The organism is Photobacterium damselae (genome assembly GCF_003026815.1).
Classification (GTDB): Bacteria; Pseudomonadota; Gammaproteobacteria; order Enterobacterales; family Vibrionaceae; genus Photobacterium; species Photobacterium damselae.
The window spans coordinates 43775-62752 of the sequence record NZ_PYOG01000014.1 but is presented as its reverse complement, the minus strand read 5'-3'; the positions used below and the strand labels follow the sequence as shown (position 1 = coordinate 62752).

General features: G+C 38.9%; 17 protein-coding genes and 2 tRNA genes. 11 read left to right on the top strand and 8 right to left on the bottom strand.

Annotated features, from left to right (window positions below; all coding sequences use genetic code 11):
• Nucleotides 1–40: 40 nt before the first annotated feature.
• Nucleotides 41–595, top strand: coding sequence for a hypothetical protein (locus CTN07_RS13340; protein ID WP_005305952.1), 555 nt, complete (start codon nt 41–43; stop codon nt 593–595).
• Nucleotides 596–629: 34 nt separating this feature from the next.
• On the top strand, nt 630–1193 hold the full coding sequence (locus CTN07_RS13335; RefSeq protein ID WP_005305949.1) for a hypothetical protein: 564 nt from the start codon (nt 630–632) through the stop codon (nt 1191–1193).
• 66 nt (nt 1194–1259) lie between these two features.
• Here the strand turns inward: CTN07_RS13335 and msrA are convergent, their stop codons facing one another.
• The 3 genes from msrA to pdxY form a co-directional block, all read right to left on the bottom strand.
• On the bottom strand, nt 1260–1889 hold the full coding sequence (gene msrA, locus CTN07_RS13330) for a peptide-methionine (S)-S-oxide reductase MsrA (RefSeq protein ID WP_005305948.1): 630 nt from the start codon (nt 1887–1889) through the stop codon (nt 1260–1262).
• Between the two features lie 17 nt (nt 1890–1906).
• A complete protein-coding gene (locus tag CTN07_RS13325) occupies nt 1907–4066 on the bottom strand; it encodes a sensor domain-containing diguanylate cyclase (protein ID WP_005305944.1) in 2160 nt (719 codons plus the stop codon).
• Between the two features lie 206 nt (nt 4067–4272).
• Nucleotides 4273–5127 (bottom strand): pyridoxal kinase PdxY, encoded by an 855-nt coding sequence (gene pdxY / locus CTN07_RS13320; protein ID WP_036765846.1) that lies wholly within the window; start codon nt 5125–5127, stop codon nt 4273–4275.
• Nucleotides 5128–5863: 736 nt separating this feature from the next.
• Here pdxY and CTN07_RS13315 point away from each other — a divergent pair.
• Nucleotides 5864–6064, top strand: coding sequence for a S1 domain-containing protein (locus tag CTN07_RS13315; RefSeq protein ID WP_005305940.1), 201 nt, complete (start codon nt 5864–5866; stop codon nt 6062–6064).
• Nucleotides 6065–6272: 208 nt separating this feature from the next.
• Nucleotides 6273–6363: transfer RNA gene (locus CTN07_RS13310), tRNA-Ser, on the top strand.
• 86 nt (nt 6364–6449) lie between these two features.
• Here the strand turns inward: CTN07_RS13310 and CTN07_RS13305 are convergent.
• Complete coding sequence (locus CTN07_RS13305; RefSeq protein ID WP_005305937.1) at nt 6450–6998, bottom strand: RNA methyltransferase; 549 nt, start codon at nt 6996–6998, stop codon at nt 6450–6452.
• A gap of 99 nt (nt 6999–7097) precedes the next feature.
• The gene (locus tag CTN07_RS13300) at nt 7098–7655 is read right to left on the bottom strand and encodes a hypothetical protein (RefSeq protein ID WP_005305934.1); all 558 of its coding nucleotides are present in this window, start codon (nt 7653–7655) and stop codon (nt 7098–7100) included.
• Nucleotides 7656–7978: 323 nt separating this feature from the next.
• Here CTN07_RS13300 and CTN07_RS13295 point away from each other — a divergent pair, with 323 nt between their 5' ends.
• Together CTN07_RS13295 and CTN07_RS13290 are read left to right on the top strand one after the other, a co-directional pair.
• A complete protein-coding gene (locus CTN07_RS13295; protein ID WP_036765844.1) occupies nt 7979–8329 on the top strand; it encodes a GlpM family protein in 351 nt (116 codons plus the stop codon).
• Nucleotides 8330–8458: 129 nt separating this feature from the next.
• Nucleotides 8459–8549, top strand: a tRNA-Ser gene (locus CTN07_RS13290).
• A 96-nt stretch (nt 8550–8645) separates the two neighbouring features.
• Here CTN07_RS13290 and CTN07_RS13285 read toward each other — a convergent pair.
• Entirely contained in the window at nt 8646–9656 is a 1011-nt protein-coding gene (locus tag CTN07_RS13285; protein ID WP_232282478.1) for a LacI family DNA-binding transcriptional regulator, read from the bottom strand.
• 159 nt (nt 9657–9815) lie between these two features.
• Here CTN07_RS13285 and nhaC point away from each other — a divergent pair, with 159 nt between their 5' ends.
• Together nhaC and CTN07_RS13275 are read left to right on the top strand one after the other, a co-directional pair.
• The gene (nhaC, locus tag CTN07_RS13280; RefSeq protein ID WP_005305928.1) at nt 9816–11264 is read left to right on the top strand and encodes a Na+/H+ antiporter NhaC; all 1449 of its coding nucleotides are present in this window, start codon (nt 9816–9818) and stop codon (nt 11262–11264) included.
• A gap of 58 nt (nt 11265–11322) precedes the next feature.
• Complete coding sequence (locus CTN07_RS13275) at nt 11323–12492, top strand: MalY/PatB family protein (protein WP_005305925.1); 1170 nt, start codon at nt 11323–11325, stop codon at nt 12490–12492.
• 136 nt (nt 12493–12628) lie between these two features.
• On the opposite strand, the gene CTN07_RS13270 is transcribed toward CTN07_RS13275, so the two are convergent.
• The gene (locus tag CTN07_RS13270) at nt 12629–14101 is read right to left on the bottom strand and encodes a C69 family dipeptidase (protein WP_005305922.1); all 1473 of its coding nucleotides are present in this window, start codon (nt 14099–14101) and stop codon (nt 12629–12631) included.
• A gap of 377 nt (nt 14102–14478) precedes the next feature.
• Entirely contained in the window at nt 14479–14829 is a 351-nt protein-coding gene (locus tag CTN07_RS13265) for a DUF3316 domain-containing protein (RefSeq protein ID WP_036765843.1), read from the bottom strand.
• Between the two features lie 55 nt (nt 14830–14884).
• Here CTN07_RS13265 and CTN07_RS13260 point away from each other — a divergent pair, with 55 nt between their 5' ends.
• The 3 genes from CTN07_RS13260 (at nt 14885) to hypF (ending at nt 18961) form a co-directional block, all read left to right on the top strand.
• Complete coding sequence (locus tag CTN07_RS13260; RefSeq protein WP_036765842.1) at nt 14885–15178, top strand: hypothetical protein; 294 nt, start codon at nt 14885–14887, stop codon at nt 15176–15178.
• Between the two features lie 326 nt (nt 15179–15504).
• Complete coding sequence (locus tag CTN07_RS13255; RefSeq protein WP_005305916.1) at nt 15505–16446, top strand: hypothetical protein; 942 nt, start codon at nt 15505–15507, stop codon at nt 16444–16446.
• A 154-nt stretch (nt 16447–16600) separates the two neighbouring features.
• The gene (hypF, locus tag CTN07_RS13250; protein ID WP_005305913.1) at nt 16601–18961 is read left to right on the top strand and encodes a carbamoyltransferase HypF; all 2361 of its coding nucleotides are present in this window, start codon (nt 16601–16603) and stop codon (nt 18959–18961) included.
• The last annotated feature ends 17 nt before the right edge of the window (nt 18962–18978 follow it).

Below are 18978 nucleotides of genomic sequence, written 5' to 3'. Positions count from 1 at the left end.
TCTTATTTGACAGCTTTTTATACCTACAGGAGAAATAAATATGTACCACAAAGGAAGCATGTTATTTGGTATATGTATTTTATCAGTAATACCTCAAGTAAGTTTTGCTAATAGCAATATGTATACATTAACCGAAAGTTCACAAGGAATTTCTGAACTTTTTGAAAATCAAAGCTCGAATGCTATGTCAGGTCAAGATGAATTAAAAACCTTCAAGTTAAAAGAGATCACAACTCATGAAGGTAATGTTGAATATCGATTTATTCCTGTCGTAGTATCAAAGCCTTCTCATAAGTGGATTGAAGCAGAAGGTGTTTATTCAATAGACTCAAGTGATACACAAAAAAATTGCTCTGAATTAGACTCTTTTGGAGCGACATGGAGAGCTCCTACTGCTACAGAAATACAGGCTGCTTTATCTTATGATACTGATTTAAGAGCAATTATAGAAAAATTACCTGGAGATGATATTATCAAAGGCTATGTGGATATAGGTGAGTGGTATTATATTCGCTCAAATCATACAGGTGGCGCTATAGATAAGAATATGGGAGATGGCGATCCTCGTCCAACTATTTGTTACTTGGATATGTAAGTCATTCAATATAAATTAATATAAGGCCTTATCTATGATTTATCAAAAAATAGCTCTTGCCGGGTTTACTATTTCAACACTTTTTATTTCCCAACTCAGTTTTGCTGATGAAGATGTTTATTCAATAACAAAGAGTGCTCAAGGAAGTTCTTTTTTATTTGAAAAACAAGTTGATAGTTCAATTGATATTAGTACTAGCGATTTGCCTCTTTTTCATCGACGTCTGGTTGTAAATGATAATGGTTTAACAGAGTATCATTATATTCCAGTGATTAAAGAAAATAAGAATAAAAAGTGGATTGAAGCAAAAAATCAATATTCAAAAAATACATTAGAAGCGAAGTCTATTTGTGGGAAGTTGACAACGTTAGGTGAAAAATGGCATTCACCAACTGCGAAAGAATTCAATAATGCTATGAATAATTGGGATCCTGAATTTATCAATTTAATGCAAGAGTTAGCTAATAGCTATACAACTGATGGATTATTAGCAGATGGTGAGTGGTTTTATTTTAAAAACACTCAACAAGGTCATGCTCAAGTTAAAAATGATGCATCATCTTATGAGCCAAAACCAACTATTTGTATTATAAATTAATTTTCTTATACCGATATAGCGGCTATTTCGGTAGCCGCTTATATTTATTAACTTATATTTTTAATTCTATTGAGGAAAGCACACGCTTAATCCTCCTAATCCGCAATACCCATCTGGATTTTTAGCCAGATATTGTTGATGGTACTCTTCGGCAAAATAAAACGTTGAAGCGGGTTCAATTTCTGTTGTGATGAGATGATCATCTCCCATCTTTGTGAGTGCTTGTTGATAACGATTACGGCTACTGATTGCCGCTAACTCTTGTTCTGATGAATGAGTATAAATCACCGAACGGTATTGGGGGCCGATATCATTACCTTGGCGCATGCCTTGGGTTGGGTTGTGTTTTTCCCAAAATAAAGCTAAAAGTTGCTCTAAAGAAACAACCGTAGGGTCAAAAACAATCTTAACTACTTCAGCATGCCCGGTTTGTCCTGAACAGACCTCTTGATAAGTGGGGTTTTCAGTATAACCACCACTGTAGCCAACAGCTGTACTGTAGACACCATCGACCTGCCAAAATAGGCGTTCAGCTCCCCAAAAACATCCCATACCCAATATAATGAAATCACAATGATTGGGCACGGTATCTAATGGTGTTTTTAATACATAGTGATGGGTTGGAGGTATTATCGAATTTTTTCTGCCAGCCAAAGCATTAGAAGCATCGATTTTAATTTGTTTATCGTTGAGCATAACCACTTCCTTTGAGCTTAATCTATTTGTTCTTGTTGACGCTGCTGGTAAGTCACATATCTATTTCTATGCTTTTGTTTTGCAAAATACAAGGCTTGATCCGTTTGATGTATCAACGACTCAACGGTTAAGTCATCGAATGAATCCGGCTGCCAAGTATAAGACCCTATCGACAAGGTTAATCTTTCACTGCACTGAGAATAGTGGTGCTCAATATTTTCTTGCTCAAGATATTGCTGCAGCTGTTCAACTTTGGTCTGAATTTGCTCTTGTGATTGGTTAAAGGCAAGCAGTAAGAATTCATCGCCACCATAACGAAACGCAAAGTCTTGCTGTTCTGAAAATGCTTGATGAATAAACTTTGCTACTAAGCGCAACACCTTATCACCTTGCTGATGGCCATAGTGATCGTTAAATGTTTTATAGAAATCAATATCTATCATTAAACACGTTAAAGATTTTTGCTGCTTCTGCGCCTCATTTATCAGATTTGGGGCAATCGTATCGAGTTCATAACGATTAAATAATTGAGTTAGTGCGTCATAGCGAGACAAGGTATTTAAGCGTTGGTTAACGGCTTCAAGTTCTTGCTGTTGCTGTTTTAAGATATTGGTTTGTCGTAAATTCTCTAGTGAGACCGCAATATAACCTGCAAGCTGTTTGGCCAAGTCACAATGGTGCTGTTGGTAGAGATAAGGCGTGTGATGTTCTAAAAATAACACACCGATGGTGATCTCATTTAAAGTGATTGGCGTAATGATAATCGACTGTGTTTTTTCATCATTGCCTTGAAATAGTTGACGATCCATTTTTTGGGGATCGACATAAACCGCAAGGTCTTGCTTCGAGCTGGTATTTAAGTGTAGCTGCTGCTGATGGGCCACACTATAGGCACCTAAACTTGAATCATCTTCACAGCGAATGATGATAGGGGGGATAACTGCACCATCTTCAATAAAATAATCATAATTAAGTTGGTGTTGTGCTTGGTCGTATAGCGCGATACCAAAAACATGAATCGGTATTATTAGATTCAGTTGTTGATAAATTTCAGGCAAATGAGCCCGTAAATTATTTGCAGTGGCAATCTGCTGACCAATTTTAGTAATCACACTCAAGTTATTATGAAGTTGCTGTAGATTATCAAATTGCCGTTTTTGCTCGCCAAGAGGCAGAATATAATCCATGTAACGAGTTCCTCGACCTGCAGATCGGGTTATCTCATCATTGGCCTCTTTTGCTTGAAGGGCGAGTATATTATTGGCTTTATCGAAATCACCTTGTTGCTGATAAATCTGCACTTGAAGATGGTACAGACGATTTTTAGCTTGATAGTGTTCTTCATTAGAGATCAGCTTTTCCGCTTGTTGGCAATGATTTAACGCGGCTTTAAGTTTATTCTTTTTAAGTAGGAGTAAAGCATAAAAATACTGGTTTTCTGAACGACCAAAATACTCATAAGATTGAGCAAAAAAGTAGTCTGAAGTGATATAGCTGTGTTTTGCCTTAGAGTAATTATTTTGAATGGCACTAATACGACCTTGATATGACCAAGCGTAGCCCAGAGTTCGCTGACATAACGTTTTTTGGGCGTAATGGATCGCTTCTTGAATCCACGCTTCTGAATCAATTAAGTCACCTTGATGTGCAAGAGCCAGTGCGACATTCATTTTAGCAAGAGATATACAGTTGAGATCGTCTAATTCTAACGCTAATTTATCGGCTTTGCGGCAATATCTTTCACCTTGTTTAAAGTCATTCAATAGCAAATAAGCATCACCAATATTGAGATTGAGCAACATCTGAAAATTACGATCTTTTAAATTGGAATTTTTATAAGCTTTTAAAAAATGCGTAAGACCATGCTGAAATTGCCCTAGCATGGTATAGATGGTTCCTAAATGGATATCACAATAAAGTGAAAGCACGGCAGAATGTTGTTGGTAGCAAATACGCTGACAATGTAAAAATGTCGGAATCGCTTTAGCCATATTATTGCTACGATACGCTTCATAAGCCGTAATAAATTGCTCAAATTCATCGGGGAAATTAATTTTATGTTGGTGAGCCATTGCTAAAACTTGCTGGTGGGTTTGTTGAACCTCTTCAAGTCCCGTGCATTGTGGCAAACGAGTTAATATGGTTAATATCTCAGATAAAATGGGGTGTTCTGCCATGCTATTTCATCGTTACTTGTTTTTATTATAAGCGATTATTTTAGCACGATTATGTGAAATTAAATGCGTAGTAAAGAAGAAGTGTGAGTGAATATTGGTTTTATTGTAAAAAATAGTTGCCGCAGGAATAAATGAAACTCAATACAGGAAGATTGGACAGTATTTATAAATCACACTGTCCAAATAATAGATCTTAATAGAATTAATTAAACTGCTTGAGCTGGAAAAATCTCAGTTGGTGCAACCAGTTCTTCTTGAGCTGCAATAGTTTGAAGTTCCCATTCACCACGTTTATGTGTTTCTTTTAATACGCCGTAACAAGCATTGTGTGCATGTTCAAAAGCTTGCTCCGGAGTCCAACCTTTTAGTAGGCCGCCAGTAAATAGAGATGAAATAAGATCACCAACGCCAACAGGTTGTAAATCAAATGGTAGGTGTGGTCGCTGAGCAATGAAGCAGCCCTTTTCGGTTGCTAGCATCATAGTAAATTGTTCATCAGAAACACTATGAAGATGTTTAACTAGAACAACTTTAGGACCTTTAGTTAATGCCGCTTTACATGCCGCAACAGCGTCTTCTAGATTATTAATTTCCATTCCAACGAATTGGCTTAATTCAAATTGGTTTGGAACAATAACATCAGCCATTGGCATAACATCATTGATCAAGTGCTCAGCAATGCCTGGTGCTACGATACAGCCTTTGTCAGGAGCACCCATAACCGGATCACATACATAAATTGCATTTGGGTTATGTTGTTTAACCTTTTTCACTGCATCTAAAATCGCAAGGCATTGATCAGCACTGCCTTGGTAGCCACTTAATACAGCTTCGCACTGTTGAAGTTGATCAATTTTTTCAATACCAGAAATCAGTGTTGTAATGTCTTCTGCAGAAAATGCCTTACCTGTCCAGCCTTGCTTATATTGAGTATGGTTTGAAAATTGAACAGTATGAATTGGCCATACCTCAAAACCCATACGTTGTAGAGGGAAAACTGCTGAACTGTTACCCGCATGACCATATACAACATGCGACTGAATAGAAATAATGCCTTTCATCTAGGTGCCTTTTTTACCTACCTAAGTAATATCCATACTTTACTCTCGTATACAAAATAAGCATAGCTCTTTGAATGAAATCCATGATTACAAAAGTTGAAAGATTAAAATAAGGACAAATAGTTTTAGTTTTCAACACTATAGTGGATGTTTAACTTATTGTTCGTATTTGTGAATTCTAAAAAGTCGATTTTTTAAAAAGACGTAATTTAATTGAGAAAAGCACCTGTTGATATTTTTATATCCATTCTTGATAAGGCTTTTGGTGCATATGGATGCAAATTATGACCTGGTTTTAACAAATATTATTCACTTTAAAATTAATTGGTTAGAATATTTTTGTGAAATTAATCTCAAAAAAATGAAAAAACCTATTTACAGTTACTGAAATTCTGATTACTGTTCATAACGTCTGAACTTTAGACCTAAATACTAAATCAGAAACTTTGCATGCTGAGCTTACCTCGCCAAAGCTTGCATTCTGAATGAGTTGAAATAGATAAAGCAAGTTTCTTAGCCTGAGTTCGTATCGTTGCAAATTCGAACTTAAGAGGCCGTACTAAGAGAAGGGTGTACTCTTAGCCAGAAGAAGTAGGTCAAGAAGTTAACAGAAATGATATCGCACTATCAAAACGATGGTGTGAACTAACTTTGTTCTCTAATTGATAACATCGCGATACGTAGAAAGCTTTTAATTGAATATGAGCAGTATCGTGGTGTCAGAAGGAAAATTACTATGACTTCACAAACAGGTATTATTCGTAGCTTTAACCCTGCAGAAAAGAAAGGCTTGATCACATGTGATTTAGGCGGTGACATCTCATTTGATGCGTCTCAGATTTCATGTACATCATACCCAACAATGGGCAGTATGGTTGAATTTACCCTGGATGAATCTAATAGCAAATTAAAAGCAGTTAAGATCCGTTATCTATAATCTGTTTTTATTTGTGATTGATATTAACGCGAGGCTTAGTCCTCGCGTTTTTAGTTTTAAATATAATAGTTATGCTCGCGATTAGTGATTAAAGCTAAGCTTGATGCACTTATATACAATAGAAAGGAAAAACTGGCTGTTATTTAGGCGCTTGATCTTATAGACCTTTACAACGAAGAATCCTATCTATATTATACGCAGCACTTACGGAGAGATGGCTGAGTGGTTGAAAGCACCGGTCTTGAAAACCGGCATACGTTTGTAGCGTATCTAGGGTTCAAATCCCTATCTCTCCGCCATATTAAAGAAGGCCGCTGAGTTTTGCTCAGCGGCCTTTTTGCGTTATTCTTCAGGCTATTTTAAAAGAGATTTAAAAGCATTTGGTTTAGTAAGAATAGCTAGAATCTACCGTATTGCTTTCTTTTACTTTCAGACGATTTTTATTGTCTCGACTGCGGCGGATTAACTCATTATCTTGAACAATCTGGCTTGTTTTTGCTAAACGATCATAAAGTAGAACGTTTACTGAGGCTGCAAGGTTCATACAACCAACTGTCGGTACATAAACCACATGTTGTGCGCGATCGGCAATCTCTTGGTCAATAGAACCATCTTCAGGGCCAAAGATATAAATAGCTTTATTTGGATGCTGAAACAGAGGGAGTGGAGTTGCCCCTTCTGCTAACTCAACGCAAACAATTTCGATGTCGTCATCAAGACCGTCTAAAAGAGAATCGACACCAGTAAGAGGAATCGTCTGGGACATCGATTTTGTATCAGTGCTGAACTTTGCTGCGCGGTCATAGCGTTGGCCGGTATATTTCACTTCATCTGCTTGATAGCAGCCAGCGGCACGCATAACGGCCCCTACGTTCGTCGGACTTTTAGGGTTGGTGAGTCCAATAATGGTATAGCTGTTTTGTTGCTTATTCATAATTTGGTTATCGACTGGATCGTTATATTTGATATAAAAAAGCCGCCTTATATACTCAAAATCGTATAAAGCGGCTAGTTATAATAACAGGGAGAGAAATTAAACGTTAGCTTCTTGCTGCTTAACTTCTTCTTCGGTTTGGTTACGTGTGCTATAGAGCTTATAGGCCATAATACCGATCACAAGCGCTTTGATGATCATCATCTGTGGATTGCCATAATAAGCAGCCATACCGACAAAACCAGATAAGAACATAAGAATTCGGTATTTCTTCAGTTCGGTCATATAGAGAGCCAATAGAATTAAGGCAAGATCACCAAACTGTAACGCTTCTGAAATCGTAGGATTGTTAATAAAACTACTGATAGCCACATAAGCAACGTAAAGGATACCGCCAGCCATTAAAGCTGCAACTGTGTTAATGATGGCTTTACTGGTGTTAGTAAAATCCTTTACATATCGATATGCGTTAATTGCGCCAACAGACAGGTTTAGAATAACCTTTGGCCACCATCCCATTAAAATAGACCAAGCTGTATCGTTTGTTGCAGAAGCAAAAGCGGCATAACGGGTAAATTTCATTGAGTTGAAGATGGTGAGTGATATGTAGAATGCGACAGATGTCCATCCTAATACTTCGCGAATTATATCAAGCAAAATATTATCTCTTTTCTAAACGTAATTATCATTCGCAATGGCGAAATTATCTGCTATTTCTATCATAGTGGATGGTTTATGCATCTACATCTGAGAAGATAGTTGCGAGATAATACCACGCCAGAGACAATAAATCACAGAAAAGCGATATATCAATAACTAATTGAACTTAAAAATATTTTTATCCTATTAAGCAGATTAACTTGTTATATCTCTTCGCGATTACAATTTATTATCTATTTGATTACACCATAAACACAGACACTGTGATTTATCTCAAATAAGACTGCTTGAGCATATTAAAATCGGATAGGGAAGATTAAATGATTGCGTTATTTGCTAAATGCTCATTAGGGGCGTTTGCGGTTCTATTAATTGCATTGTTGTCTAAGACAAAAAACTTCTATATTGCAGGCCTTGTGCCTTTGTTTCCAACGTTTGCTTTAATTGCACACTTTATTGTTGGTTCTGAGCGTGGGGTTGAAGAGTTAAGAACAACAGCTTTATTTGGCTTGTATTCGTTGGTTCCATATGCGGGGTATCTATTAGCGGTGTATATACTCAGCGCCCGTTACGGATTATGGATGACTTTATCATTAGCAACGGCAATATGGGTATTATTTGCTGCGGGGCTATTGGTCAGTTGGTCTAAGCTGGTTCCTGCTGTTGGTTAGATAGTAAACAGCGATATCTACTATGTCGAGTGTTTTTAATGCAAAATAAACCAAATAGATTGATGTTAAGTCAAACGGTTTGTAGAAGCTTTACAATATCGATGAACCACTCTAATATCCGTCCCCGTAGGAGAGATGGCTGAGTGGTTGAAAGCACCGGTCTTGAAAACCGGCATACGTTTGTAGCGTATCTAGGGTTCAAATCCCTATCTCTCCGCCATATTAAAGAAGGCCGCTGAGTTTTGCTCAGCGGCCTTTTTGCGTTTTGTTACTGAAATACTCCATACTAACGACCCCTTAGAAAGAGTAATCTTGATTATTCAAAAGGCTTCTGCACCGAATCGCGTTTAATTAGCAATGGATGAAATGTATTCGATACTGGTAGCTCGCAACCTTCTAAAGATAGACGAGCAGCATTCATCGCCATACTTTCAATTGGGCTGCGAATAGTCGTCAGCTTAGGATTAAAATAACACTGAGGTAGAACATCATCGAAACCTACAATAGATAAACGTTGTGGGATCTCTATGCCATGTTCTTTAAAGACTTGCATTGCAGCTGCTGCGTAAAAATCGTTAAATGCAACTAGCGCTGTTACAGGTAATCCTTTGTTGAGTAAATTAATAGCAGCTTCTGCACCACCAGGCTCTCCAAAAGGCACTTCTTCAACCCAATCGGGATTAAATTCAATACCAGCTTCAGCTAACGCTTGTTGATAGCCATTAAAACGATCAAATTTATCATCAACTTCCATTTCACAAGAAAGATAAGCAATTTTATGATGACCCTGTTCAATTAAGTGCTTCGTTGCCAAATATGTACCTGCGCTATTATCTAACCATACACATTGCGACTCAATTTCGGCTACATGACGGTTAATAATAATGATCCCTGGATGTTGTTTGACATAACGGATCAACATCTCATCAGTCATTGCTTTGCTATGAACAATGATATTGCGGCAGCCTTTACTTAATATAAATTTTAGCGCCTCTTCTTCACACTCTATATCGTAGTTACCACTTGCCACAATGAGCTTACGCCCGTGCTTTTTCGCAATTTTTTCGACGCCTTGAGTCAATAAACCATAAAAAGGAGAGTGAAAACGGCTTACGATCAAGCCAATAGTATCTTGTCCTTGATTAATGGTAAGGCGTCGGTTGTCTTTAATTTGATAGCCAAGCTGTGCCATCACACTCTCTACCTTCGCTACGGTTTCTGGCAGCACACTATCAGACTGATTAATGACTCTAGAGACGGTGGCGGTTGAGACATTTGCCGCTTTTGCTACATCTTTAATGGTTGCCATATGTGTTGAAGATCCCATTTTTTAATCATGTAATTTACATTGAATATTAATATGTTACATCAGTGAATTCCATCACAGATCGATAGATATTTAGTATTTATCCTAATAATGTGATTCAAAACAGATAAAAACAATTAATAACCTTTGTTCCTTTTATGACGTGTGGATGTAAATTACATGAATAATAAATCTATAACGGCACCACCAGTAGGGTTAGCTCTGCTGCCATTAATTGCAATGATCGGATTGCTGGTAATTGGATATGGTGTATATGGTCTTCCGATTGAAAGTCTTTTGTTAACTTCTGCGGTAATAGCAGCTGCAGTGGCATGGAAAATTGGCTACAGCTGGGATGATATTCAAAATGCTATTATCGACCGCTTAGCGAAAACTTTGCCTGCTGTCTTCATATTGGTGCTAGTTGGTGGCTTAATCGGTAGTTGGATGGTCGGTGGTACTATTCCAATGCTGGTCTACTACGGTCTAAAGATCATCAGCCCTGAATATTTAGTGCTTACATCATTTTTAGTGACTTGTATGGTGTCTCTATGTACAGGAACATCATGGGGTTCTGCGGGGACAATTGGTGTGGCTTTGATGGGTATTGCAACCGGTATGGACGCAAACCTTGCCGCGGTGGCTGGTGCTGTGGTTTCTGGCGCATACTTTGGTGATAAGATCTCACCACTTTCTGATTCTACTAACTTTGCCCCTGTTGTTGCTGGCACTGATCTGTACTCGCACATTCAGCACATGCTTTGGACTACAATTCCTGCATTTATCCTTTCTGCCGTTGTGTTCTTCTTTGTGGGTAGTCACGATGTTACCGCAGATACGCCGGAGAAGGTGATTGCAATGCTGGCTAATATTGAGCAGCTATTTTCTCTTAACATTTTCCTATTATTGCCTCCTGCGTTGATTTTGTGGGGCGCTATTCGTAAGTTGCCAACCATTCCTTTGATGTTATTAGCTATCGCAATTGGCATCTTTAACGCAGTAACATTCCAAGGCTTCAGCTTAGTAACGGCTCTAACTGCGATGCTTAATGGCTTTAACGCGAGCATGTTTGCAGATGCTGGCTTAAGTAATGTGACCGTGGTTAGCGATGTTTTAACTTTGGTTAATCGCGGTGGTATGACTTCTATGATGGGCGTTGTGTTACTGGTCTTTTGTGCTTTCTCTTTTGCTGGAGCTCTGGCTCTTACAGGCGCTCTAAATGTTCTTGTCGATCTACTAAGTAAAGGGATCAAAGGGACCGCAAGTCTTATTGGTGCAACAATTGTGACTACTATTACCGTGGTGTGTACAACATCCGATGGCAAACTGGCGCTGCTTATTCCTTCAGAGCTGTTCCGTGATACCTATAAGCGTATGCAGTTAGATCCTAAGAACTTATCTCGCACCATTGAAGATGCCGGCACCATTATTGAACCGCTTGTTCCATGGACTAATGCTGGTGTATTTATGGCTGCAACATTAGGTGTTTCAACGCTAGATTACATGCCTTGGGCAATTCAAAACTACTCTGCAATTTTCTTTGCCATGCTGTGGGCTGTAACGGGTGTTGGTATTGCCAAAGCGGTAAAAGAGACAAAAACAACAACACAAACTAAAGCAACAGTTTAAATAAATTAATTTGGAAAGCCCGTCTATTTGGGGCTTTCCTTTCTTACGTGAGGAAGTTATGGCACACGAACTAGATACTATTATTAATCGTTACGGTACAGATTGCTTAAAATGGGACTACATGGAGAAATGGTTAGGGGTTCCAGAAGGGGAAGCTCTGCCTAGTTGGGTATCGGATTGGGACTTTAAAGCTCCTAACTTTATTACTGATGCTTTACAAGAGCGTTTAAATCACGGCATTTTTGGCTATTCTGAGCGCGGTGATGAATATTTTAATTCAGTAATTGATTGGTGGGCTGAACGCCATCAAGTGAGCTTGCAAAAGGAGTGGTTCCATACAACACCGGGAAGCTTACCTGCTATTGCGATGCTGGTGGAGCAATGGTGCCAAGTCGGGGATAAAGTTTTAGTGCTTAGCCCGGTTTATCATGCTTTTTATCGCACCATTGAAAATACAGGTCGTACAGTTGCTGAATCGAGTCTGATCAATGACAACGGTTATTACACGATTGATTTTGCTGATCTTGAAGCGCAATTTCAAAATGGTGTGAAGATCATGATATTCTGCAACCCTCATAACCCAGGTGGTCGAGTGTGGACAGAGCAAGAAGTGACTCAGGTTTGTCAGTTATGTCATCAATATGGTGTGTATCTAATTTCTGATGAGATCTGGGCTGACATGGTATTTAGTGGCCACACGTTTTACAGTTGTCTACGAGTTGAACCTCAGTACTTTGATAAACTGGCGGTGTGTATCGCGGGAACTAAGACCTTTGGTTTGCCGTCAATGCGTTTGACTAATACTATGATTCCAAATGAAAAAGAAGCTCAAGCGCTCAAAACAAAGTTATTGGCTTATGGTATTGATGTCTATAGCGCCTTTAGTATTATTGCCAACCAAGCCGCTTACCGAAATGGTCATGCATGGGTTGATGAAACCGTTAAATACCTTGAAGAAAATAATAAAATTCTAGAAGCGTTTGTTCGTGATGAGCTAAAGCAAGTGACTTATCGCGTTCAAGAATCAACATATTTAGCATGGTTAGATTGTCGAGCGATGGGGCTTGATGATCAAGAACTTGAGCAAAAGTTGCATCAAGCTGGGGTGATTCCAACTATGGGATACGGATTTGGTCGAGATGGTAGTGGCTTTATCCGTCTTAACTTAGGTTGTCCAAAATCTATTTTAGAAGAGAAAATTAGCCGCTTAAGAACCGTATTAAAATAAAATCTTAGCGAACATATATCGATTGTAGAAGAGTCGAAAATAGAAGAAAGCCACGTTTTTCATAATGATTTTAATGATGAAAACGTGGCTTTGTATTTCTTATTTATTCGGTTTTGCTTTTAATACTAAGCTGATTCTATGCCCCTTCAAAATGGTAGGTCATATCAACTTTGTGCGTCAGTTTAGTAAATAGCGTGTTGGTAAGTTGATCGGTTAATTTGAGTACATCGGTAACGGTTTGTTGCTCAAAATTATTGATCAACGCCTGAGCTTGTTTTGGCTCTGACTTATAAATGGCTAGATACTGTTTTTCCATCTCTTTTTGTTTTTGCGCAGTCTGTTGTTCAAAGTTTTGATACGCCTTTTGAACAATAGGAGCAAAGTCATTCCAATCCATCATGGCAAGTGTTTGTAACTTACGGAACTTCCAATTAGCGGATTGATCATCTGCTTGATCGGTACCTAATGTAATGCTGTGAGGTACTTTGGTCATACCTTGGTAATACGGCAAATAAACACTAAGTGATGTCATACCATATGCCATGTATTCCACTTCACCAATTGCTTTGGGTAGGTTAGGACGAACTTGTAACACGTGGGATTCTTGAGTTCTAAATACCGACACCGGACGGTATGGTTCTTTAGGATTTTTATTGGCGTACGGATCGTGGGAAGTGCCTTGATAATGATTACGCAAGCCTTGTTCTACGTCAGCAACGGTAAGCTTGTGAGTTGGTTTTAAGAAGACTGGAAATGTTTTACCTTGATCAATTTTTGTTTTAAGGCCCTGAGTATACATATGTTGTAGGGTCCAAACGCGAGGGTAGTTGTAGGTGATATCATTTGGGGTATCTTGTGAATAAGCCGCATGAAAATCAAAAGGTTGACCCTTAACGGCTTGATATAAACCGTGTTGTTCAGCAAAACTCACTAAGGTTGGAGAGGCTAAATAATTTGGATTATTTGGAAGATAGTGCTGCAATCGACCTTGGTTTGCTGATACGAAGTATTTATCTGCAGGTACTTTTTCTGCCATCCATTGGTGACCACTACCGGTTTCTAAATACCAAATCCCGTCATTATCAACAAAAGCGACCCCAAAACCTTCAGAAGCCCCTTGTGTTTCAATGATCTTACCAAGTAACTCTACCCCCTCTTTGGCAGAGTGAATACGCGGTAAAATCACGTTCTCAATGGAATCTTCGCCAATACCTGTTTTGGTAACGTAAGGATCGACTTTCAGTGCTTTAGCGCCATTATAAATGGTTTCAGTTGATGACATGCCAACCCCGGCAGAGTTGAATCCAACTTCACCCATGCTTTTACCATCAGTATTAAAATCAGACATTGAAGTGTATTGCAACGCCTCTTTTGCTGCCGGATAGGTAAAGTCATTGGCATTAGAGTGGAAAGCTTCTTTCTGTGGTTTTTCTGCTGGATGGAAAACAAAATTTTTCGCGTTAGTTGCTTGGTAATCTTCATTACGGGCAACAATATATGAACCGTCTTTAGTTGCTTGATTACCTACAAGAATCGTCGTACAGGCGCTTGCTTGCCCTGCAATAGTTGCCGCAATAATACTGCTAGCCAAAAGTGTGAGTTTTTTCATTTTTTTGTATAACAAATAGAAGTGGAGAATCTGTTATACGAGGGTTAGAGGTTAATTTATGTGATCTTGATCAAATAGAGAGTTCGGGGATAGGAAGACTAAATTTTCATTTTTTGTGAGAGTGGTTATTTACTTATGGTATTGATAGTTAATAGGAAATTTATAATATCAAAACAAAGACTGTGTACGCTAAAAAAAATAACCGAGTTGTTTCAAATAGCGGCAAAGGGCTTAGATATTTCCATTCACACAATTTACCGCTATTTACGAGAATTGAAGGCTTAATCTTTTCTCATGTTAGGTGAGTTATATTTTCCCCAATATACAATAAATTATTCTCTTATTATTAATGAGGTGTCATTGGGGATTGGTAATAATCAATTATTACGGTCACGAGCTTCATAGCGATAAGTAATATCAACAATAGGTTGATAGATCATATCACCCTGTGAATTTAGGAACTGATCCACTTTCACTTTTGACTGAGTAATCTGATAACTGCGAGGGTTAACGCGATCGGTTAAGATCGGGTTCAAAGCTTTGCCAAGTTCAAATGCACTTTTACTTTCAAACCCTCGCAACAGAACTAACCCTGCATCGAAAGCTTGTTGAGAGCTTGTAAACTGAGCTCCATCTATGGTGGTCTGCTGAGACTTCCAAGTGTACGGAGAGGCATTCACGGCAAAGCTTAAAACAATACCTGAAAGAAGAGAAATTAACTTAACCATAATCTTTATACCTTATGCTTTCCACAATATGTGTTCGGTAATAAAGACCTATATAGTGAATTATTCTTTCACGGCGAAATGTAAAAAGTTATTTCAGCGATATATCGTTGAGTTAAACCGTTACTTACGACACATCAATCCAAATCCTAAGACACTTATCAATAGCCATAACGCAAATGAACCATGGCTATTTAGCGTATTCATTTCGGTCGCCATTGCAGAAGATGATGCAAATAGAGTTGAGAAGAAAAAGGTGGCTTGCTTTAGTTTTGCGGGGAAAGTATCCATCTTTGGTATTCGTATTGGTCGTTACAGTAAAAAAGTTGCGCGTATAGTAGTTAACCAGTGAAAAAAAACAATCTTTAATTGGGAAAAATGTGACTACAACACGTGAAAAAAAAGCACTATAAATATTATTTATTATCAAGTGAAAAAACATCATTTGGAGTGAGTTTTTAGTTCAATATAAATTCAGCAATGTAATTGAATTGTTTGTTTTTTGTATTGTAAATATGATGTTTTTGAGAAGGGTACAGCGATAAGCTAAAAAAATTGGCTTTTGGACAAAAAATACATTTCTACTTATTCCGTTTCCATTGATAATGCGCAAAAAGAATTTAATTGTATGATTTATTATTAATCATCTCATATATTGCTTTCAATCATGGAGAGATCATGAATGCATTATTAGGTCGTTGTGATATTACATTGCTAACGAACCGACAAGAAATCGAAGCGGCAGAAATCCACTATGTTCGCCCTGAAATAGAACACGCTCTAATCGGTTTAGAACCGCAAAATGCTATTGATGTTCTAGGCCATTTACCCAATGCATGTCGAATCTCTCATCAACTTGCGGCAAGTTATGTCTTGGGTTGTTCAACAGGGACATTATTGCGGCAGGTAAATCATGAGTGGATTAATACTCACGCGATGCAGCTTTTTTTAATGCTAAACAAGTTAGGTTGGAAGCAGTACGCAGATTCAACAACATCAGCATTAATTGCGGGGCAATGGGATATTTCAGAGCAACTGTTTGGTATGTCTGCAGAGTTAACCGTTGAGCTCATTGCAAATCATGGCGTTATTGCTTGGCTTGAGAGTACTGATATGTCAAAGCCGTATCCAAAATTACTGTCGTGGGCACTGCGTTATGGTTGGCAGATGGATTACCAGATCTTGAAGCATTCAGATCTGTATCAACGACATGCGAGCACGCTGAGTATTTCAGAAAAAATGCAAGATAATGTGTTGTTTCTTTTGATTTTATCTCGAGTATATGAACTGGCTTTATTGCTCTCTGATCATCGTTTATCGGGACAGTGGCAATTTATCAAACCAACGGTTGAAGCTGGAGGGGTGAGAGTAAATGCGCCCCATGGTGAACTTTATCATCAAGCCGTTGTTGGTTGGGATAATAAAATTGTTGAATATCAGATCATTACACCAACAGACAGATTGTGTGAACCTGATGGATTATTTGACTATATTTTTCAGCACTGTGAATTACCTGAAAATGATCCAACCGTTGGGCTTGATCTGCTCGTTGGTGCGCTCGATCCCTGTGTGAATTTTCAGTATTCGTTGCAGGATGTACAACACACATTAAATTCTTAACGTGAAATAGGCAAAGCAGAAGAGTGAACCGGCAAATTATAAGTGTTATTTCACTGTTTTTCTTTGCTTATTTTAGAGTATCGACTTAAACCCAATAACAATGAGAATTTCGCTCTAGGTTGCTGGGGAAGATTATAATTAGGTGATAGTGACAATGATTTCTCATCAATTTATTCATGTCACAGGTATTGTGCAAGGGGTCGGTTTTCGCCCTTTTGTCTATCAATTAGCTCTGGAATATCAACTGTTAGGATGGGTAATCAATGACTCTGAAGGAGTAAAAATTGATGCTCAAGGAACCGTTGAGCAACTTACGCAATTTGTTGAGCAGTTAGAACGTCAAGCCCCACCGTTAAGTCGTATTGATCATATTGAGATCACCGTTTTACCTAGTTGGAATAAGGCGCAATGTCCAACAGAGTTTGCGATTCAAGAAAGTTGTGAGCGAGAAAGTACCTCTGTCTCGATCTCTCCAGATCAAGGGGTATGTCAGGCGTGTTTAGCCGATCTTGAAGATCCCCGTTCGCGCTATTATCACTATCCTTTTACCAATTGTACCCACTGCGGTCCCCGATACAGTATCATCAAAGCGCTGCCTTATGATCGCTGTCATACCAGTATGGCGAATTTTCAGTTCTGCCAGCCGTGTGAACAAGCTTATAAAAACCCATTGGACAGACGCTACCATGCTCAACCGATCAGTTGTGAACATTGCGGCCCTTGGGTTAGTTGGCACCAGCATTCTACCGCTGAGACGGATAGTGTTGGTGAACAAGCCATTGAATCTTTAGCTAAACAGATCTTAGCGGGCGGCGTTGTTGCGCTAAAAGGCTTAGGTGGTTTCCATCTTATTTGTGATGCCAGCGATAATGTTGCTGTTGAACGATTACGTCAGTATAAACATCGCCCAAAAAAACCATTAGCGATCATGGTTCAAAGCTTATCTGATGCTCGTGTATTCGCGCAAGGTTGTGATAAAGAGTGGCAGACTCTGGATGAACAAAAACGTCCTATTGTGTTACTTAAGAAAAACCGCGAATCGATACTCGCCCCAAATCTTGCGCCAAATGTGCCGTACTTGGGGATCATGTTGCCTTATACCCCTTTGCATTTTTTGCTTTTTGCTAAATTAGCTGAACTAAAGCCTCATACACCTCACGCTTTGGTGATGACCAGTGCTAACCGTTCTGGATTGCCGATTGCAACATGCTTTGAAGAGGTTATTGCTCAATTTGGTACTGAGTTAGATGGTATTTTAAATCATAATCGTCCAATTCTTCATGCCTGTGATGACAGTCTGGTTCATGTGATTGACGATAAAGTGCATGTTTTAAGAATGGCCCGAGGTTATGCGCCATTTAGTCGATTTGCTGATACTCATAATCAAGCAACATTGGCGATGGGGGCACAACAGAAAGCATCTATAGGCCTTGCTTTGCCGCAGCAATGGATGTTATCTCCATTTATTGGCGATCTTGATAATGTCGATAATGAAATGCGCTATCAAGAAGCGATAAAAACCTTCACCTCTCTCTATCATGTTTCGCCGCAACGCATTGTTTGTGATTATCACCCAGGATATCGCTCAACCGAACTGGCGCAGAGAATGGTTACAGACGACTCCTCGATTTCGTTGACTCAGATTCAGCATCATCATGCTCATGTGCTTGCCGTGATGGCCGAGCATAATTTAACAGAGCAGGTACTTGGGTTTACCTTTGATGGAACTGGATATGGTGAGGATGAAACCGTCTGGGGTGGGGAAGTGTTATTGGCCGATACCCATAACTTTAAGCGCGTGGCAAGTTTACGATCGTTTCGTTTATTAGGTGGAGAGCAAGCCATTAAAGAGCCTGCACGTTTGTTATTGGCTATTTTGCTTGAATTTATGTCGATTGAGCAGGTTTGTTCATTGCAAGAAAAACTCTTTCCACAATGGACAAGTGCAACGTTAGAGAATCTATATCAACTTTGGCAAAGTGGCAGTCGTTCTCCATATACTTCATCAATGGGGCGGCTTATTGATGCGATGGCTTATCTTTTAGGGGTACTAGAGCGTGTCAGTTATGAAGGTGAAGCCGGGCTTTTATTGGAACAAGCCGCATTAAATTCTCAATATGAGCTTTTGTACCCGTTACCAGAATTGTCATTGGTTTCATTGAATGCGCAATCTGATTTTACGGTTATTGACTGGCAACCATGCTTTGAGTCTGTGCTATCTTGCCGATTATCGGTTGCGTTCAATCAAATGTTGCAGAACCGTCTTGCTCATGCTTTTTTACGAAATATCGCCCAAAGTATTTTTACCTTAGCCGAGAATTATCCAGCCCTACCTCTTGTGCTTTCTGGTGGTGTATTTCAAAACCGAATTATTTTGCAGAGCGCTTATACATTAGCATCCGCTCGTGATAGTGCTTTGCAACAAAAACAACCTATTTACAGTGGCGAATTGATCCCTGTGAATGATGGCGGTATTGCAGCAGGTCAGCTGTGGTATGCCATTCATAATAACTAACCACTGATATCTCATTT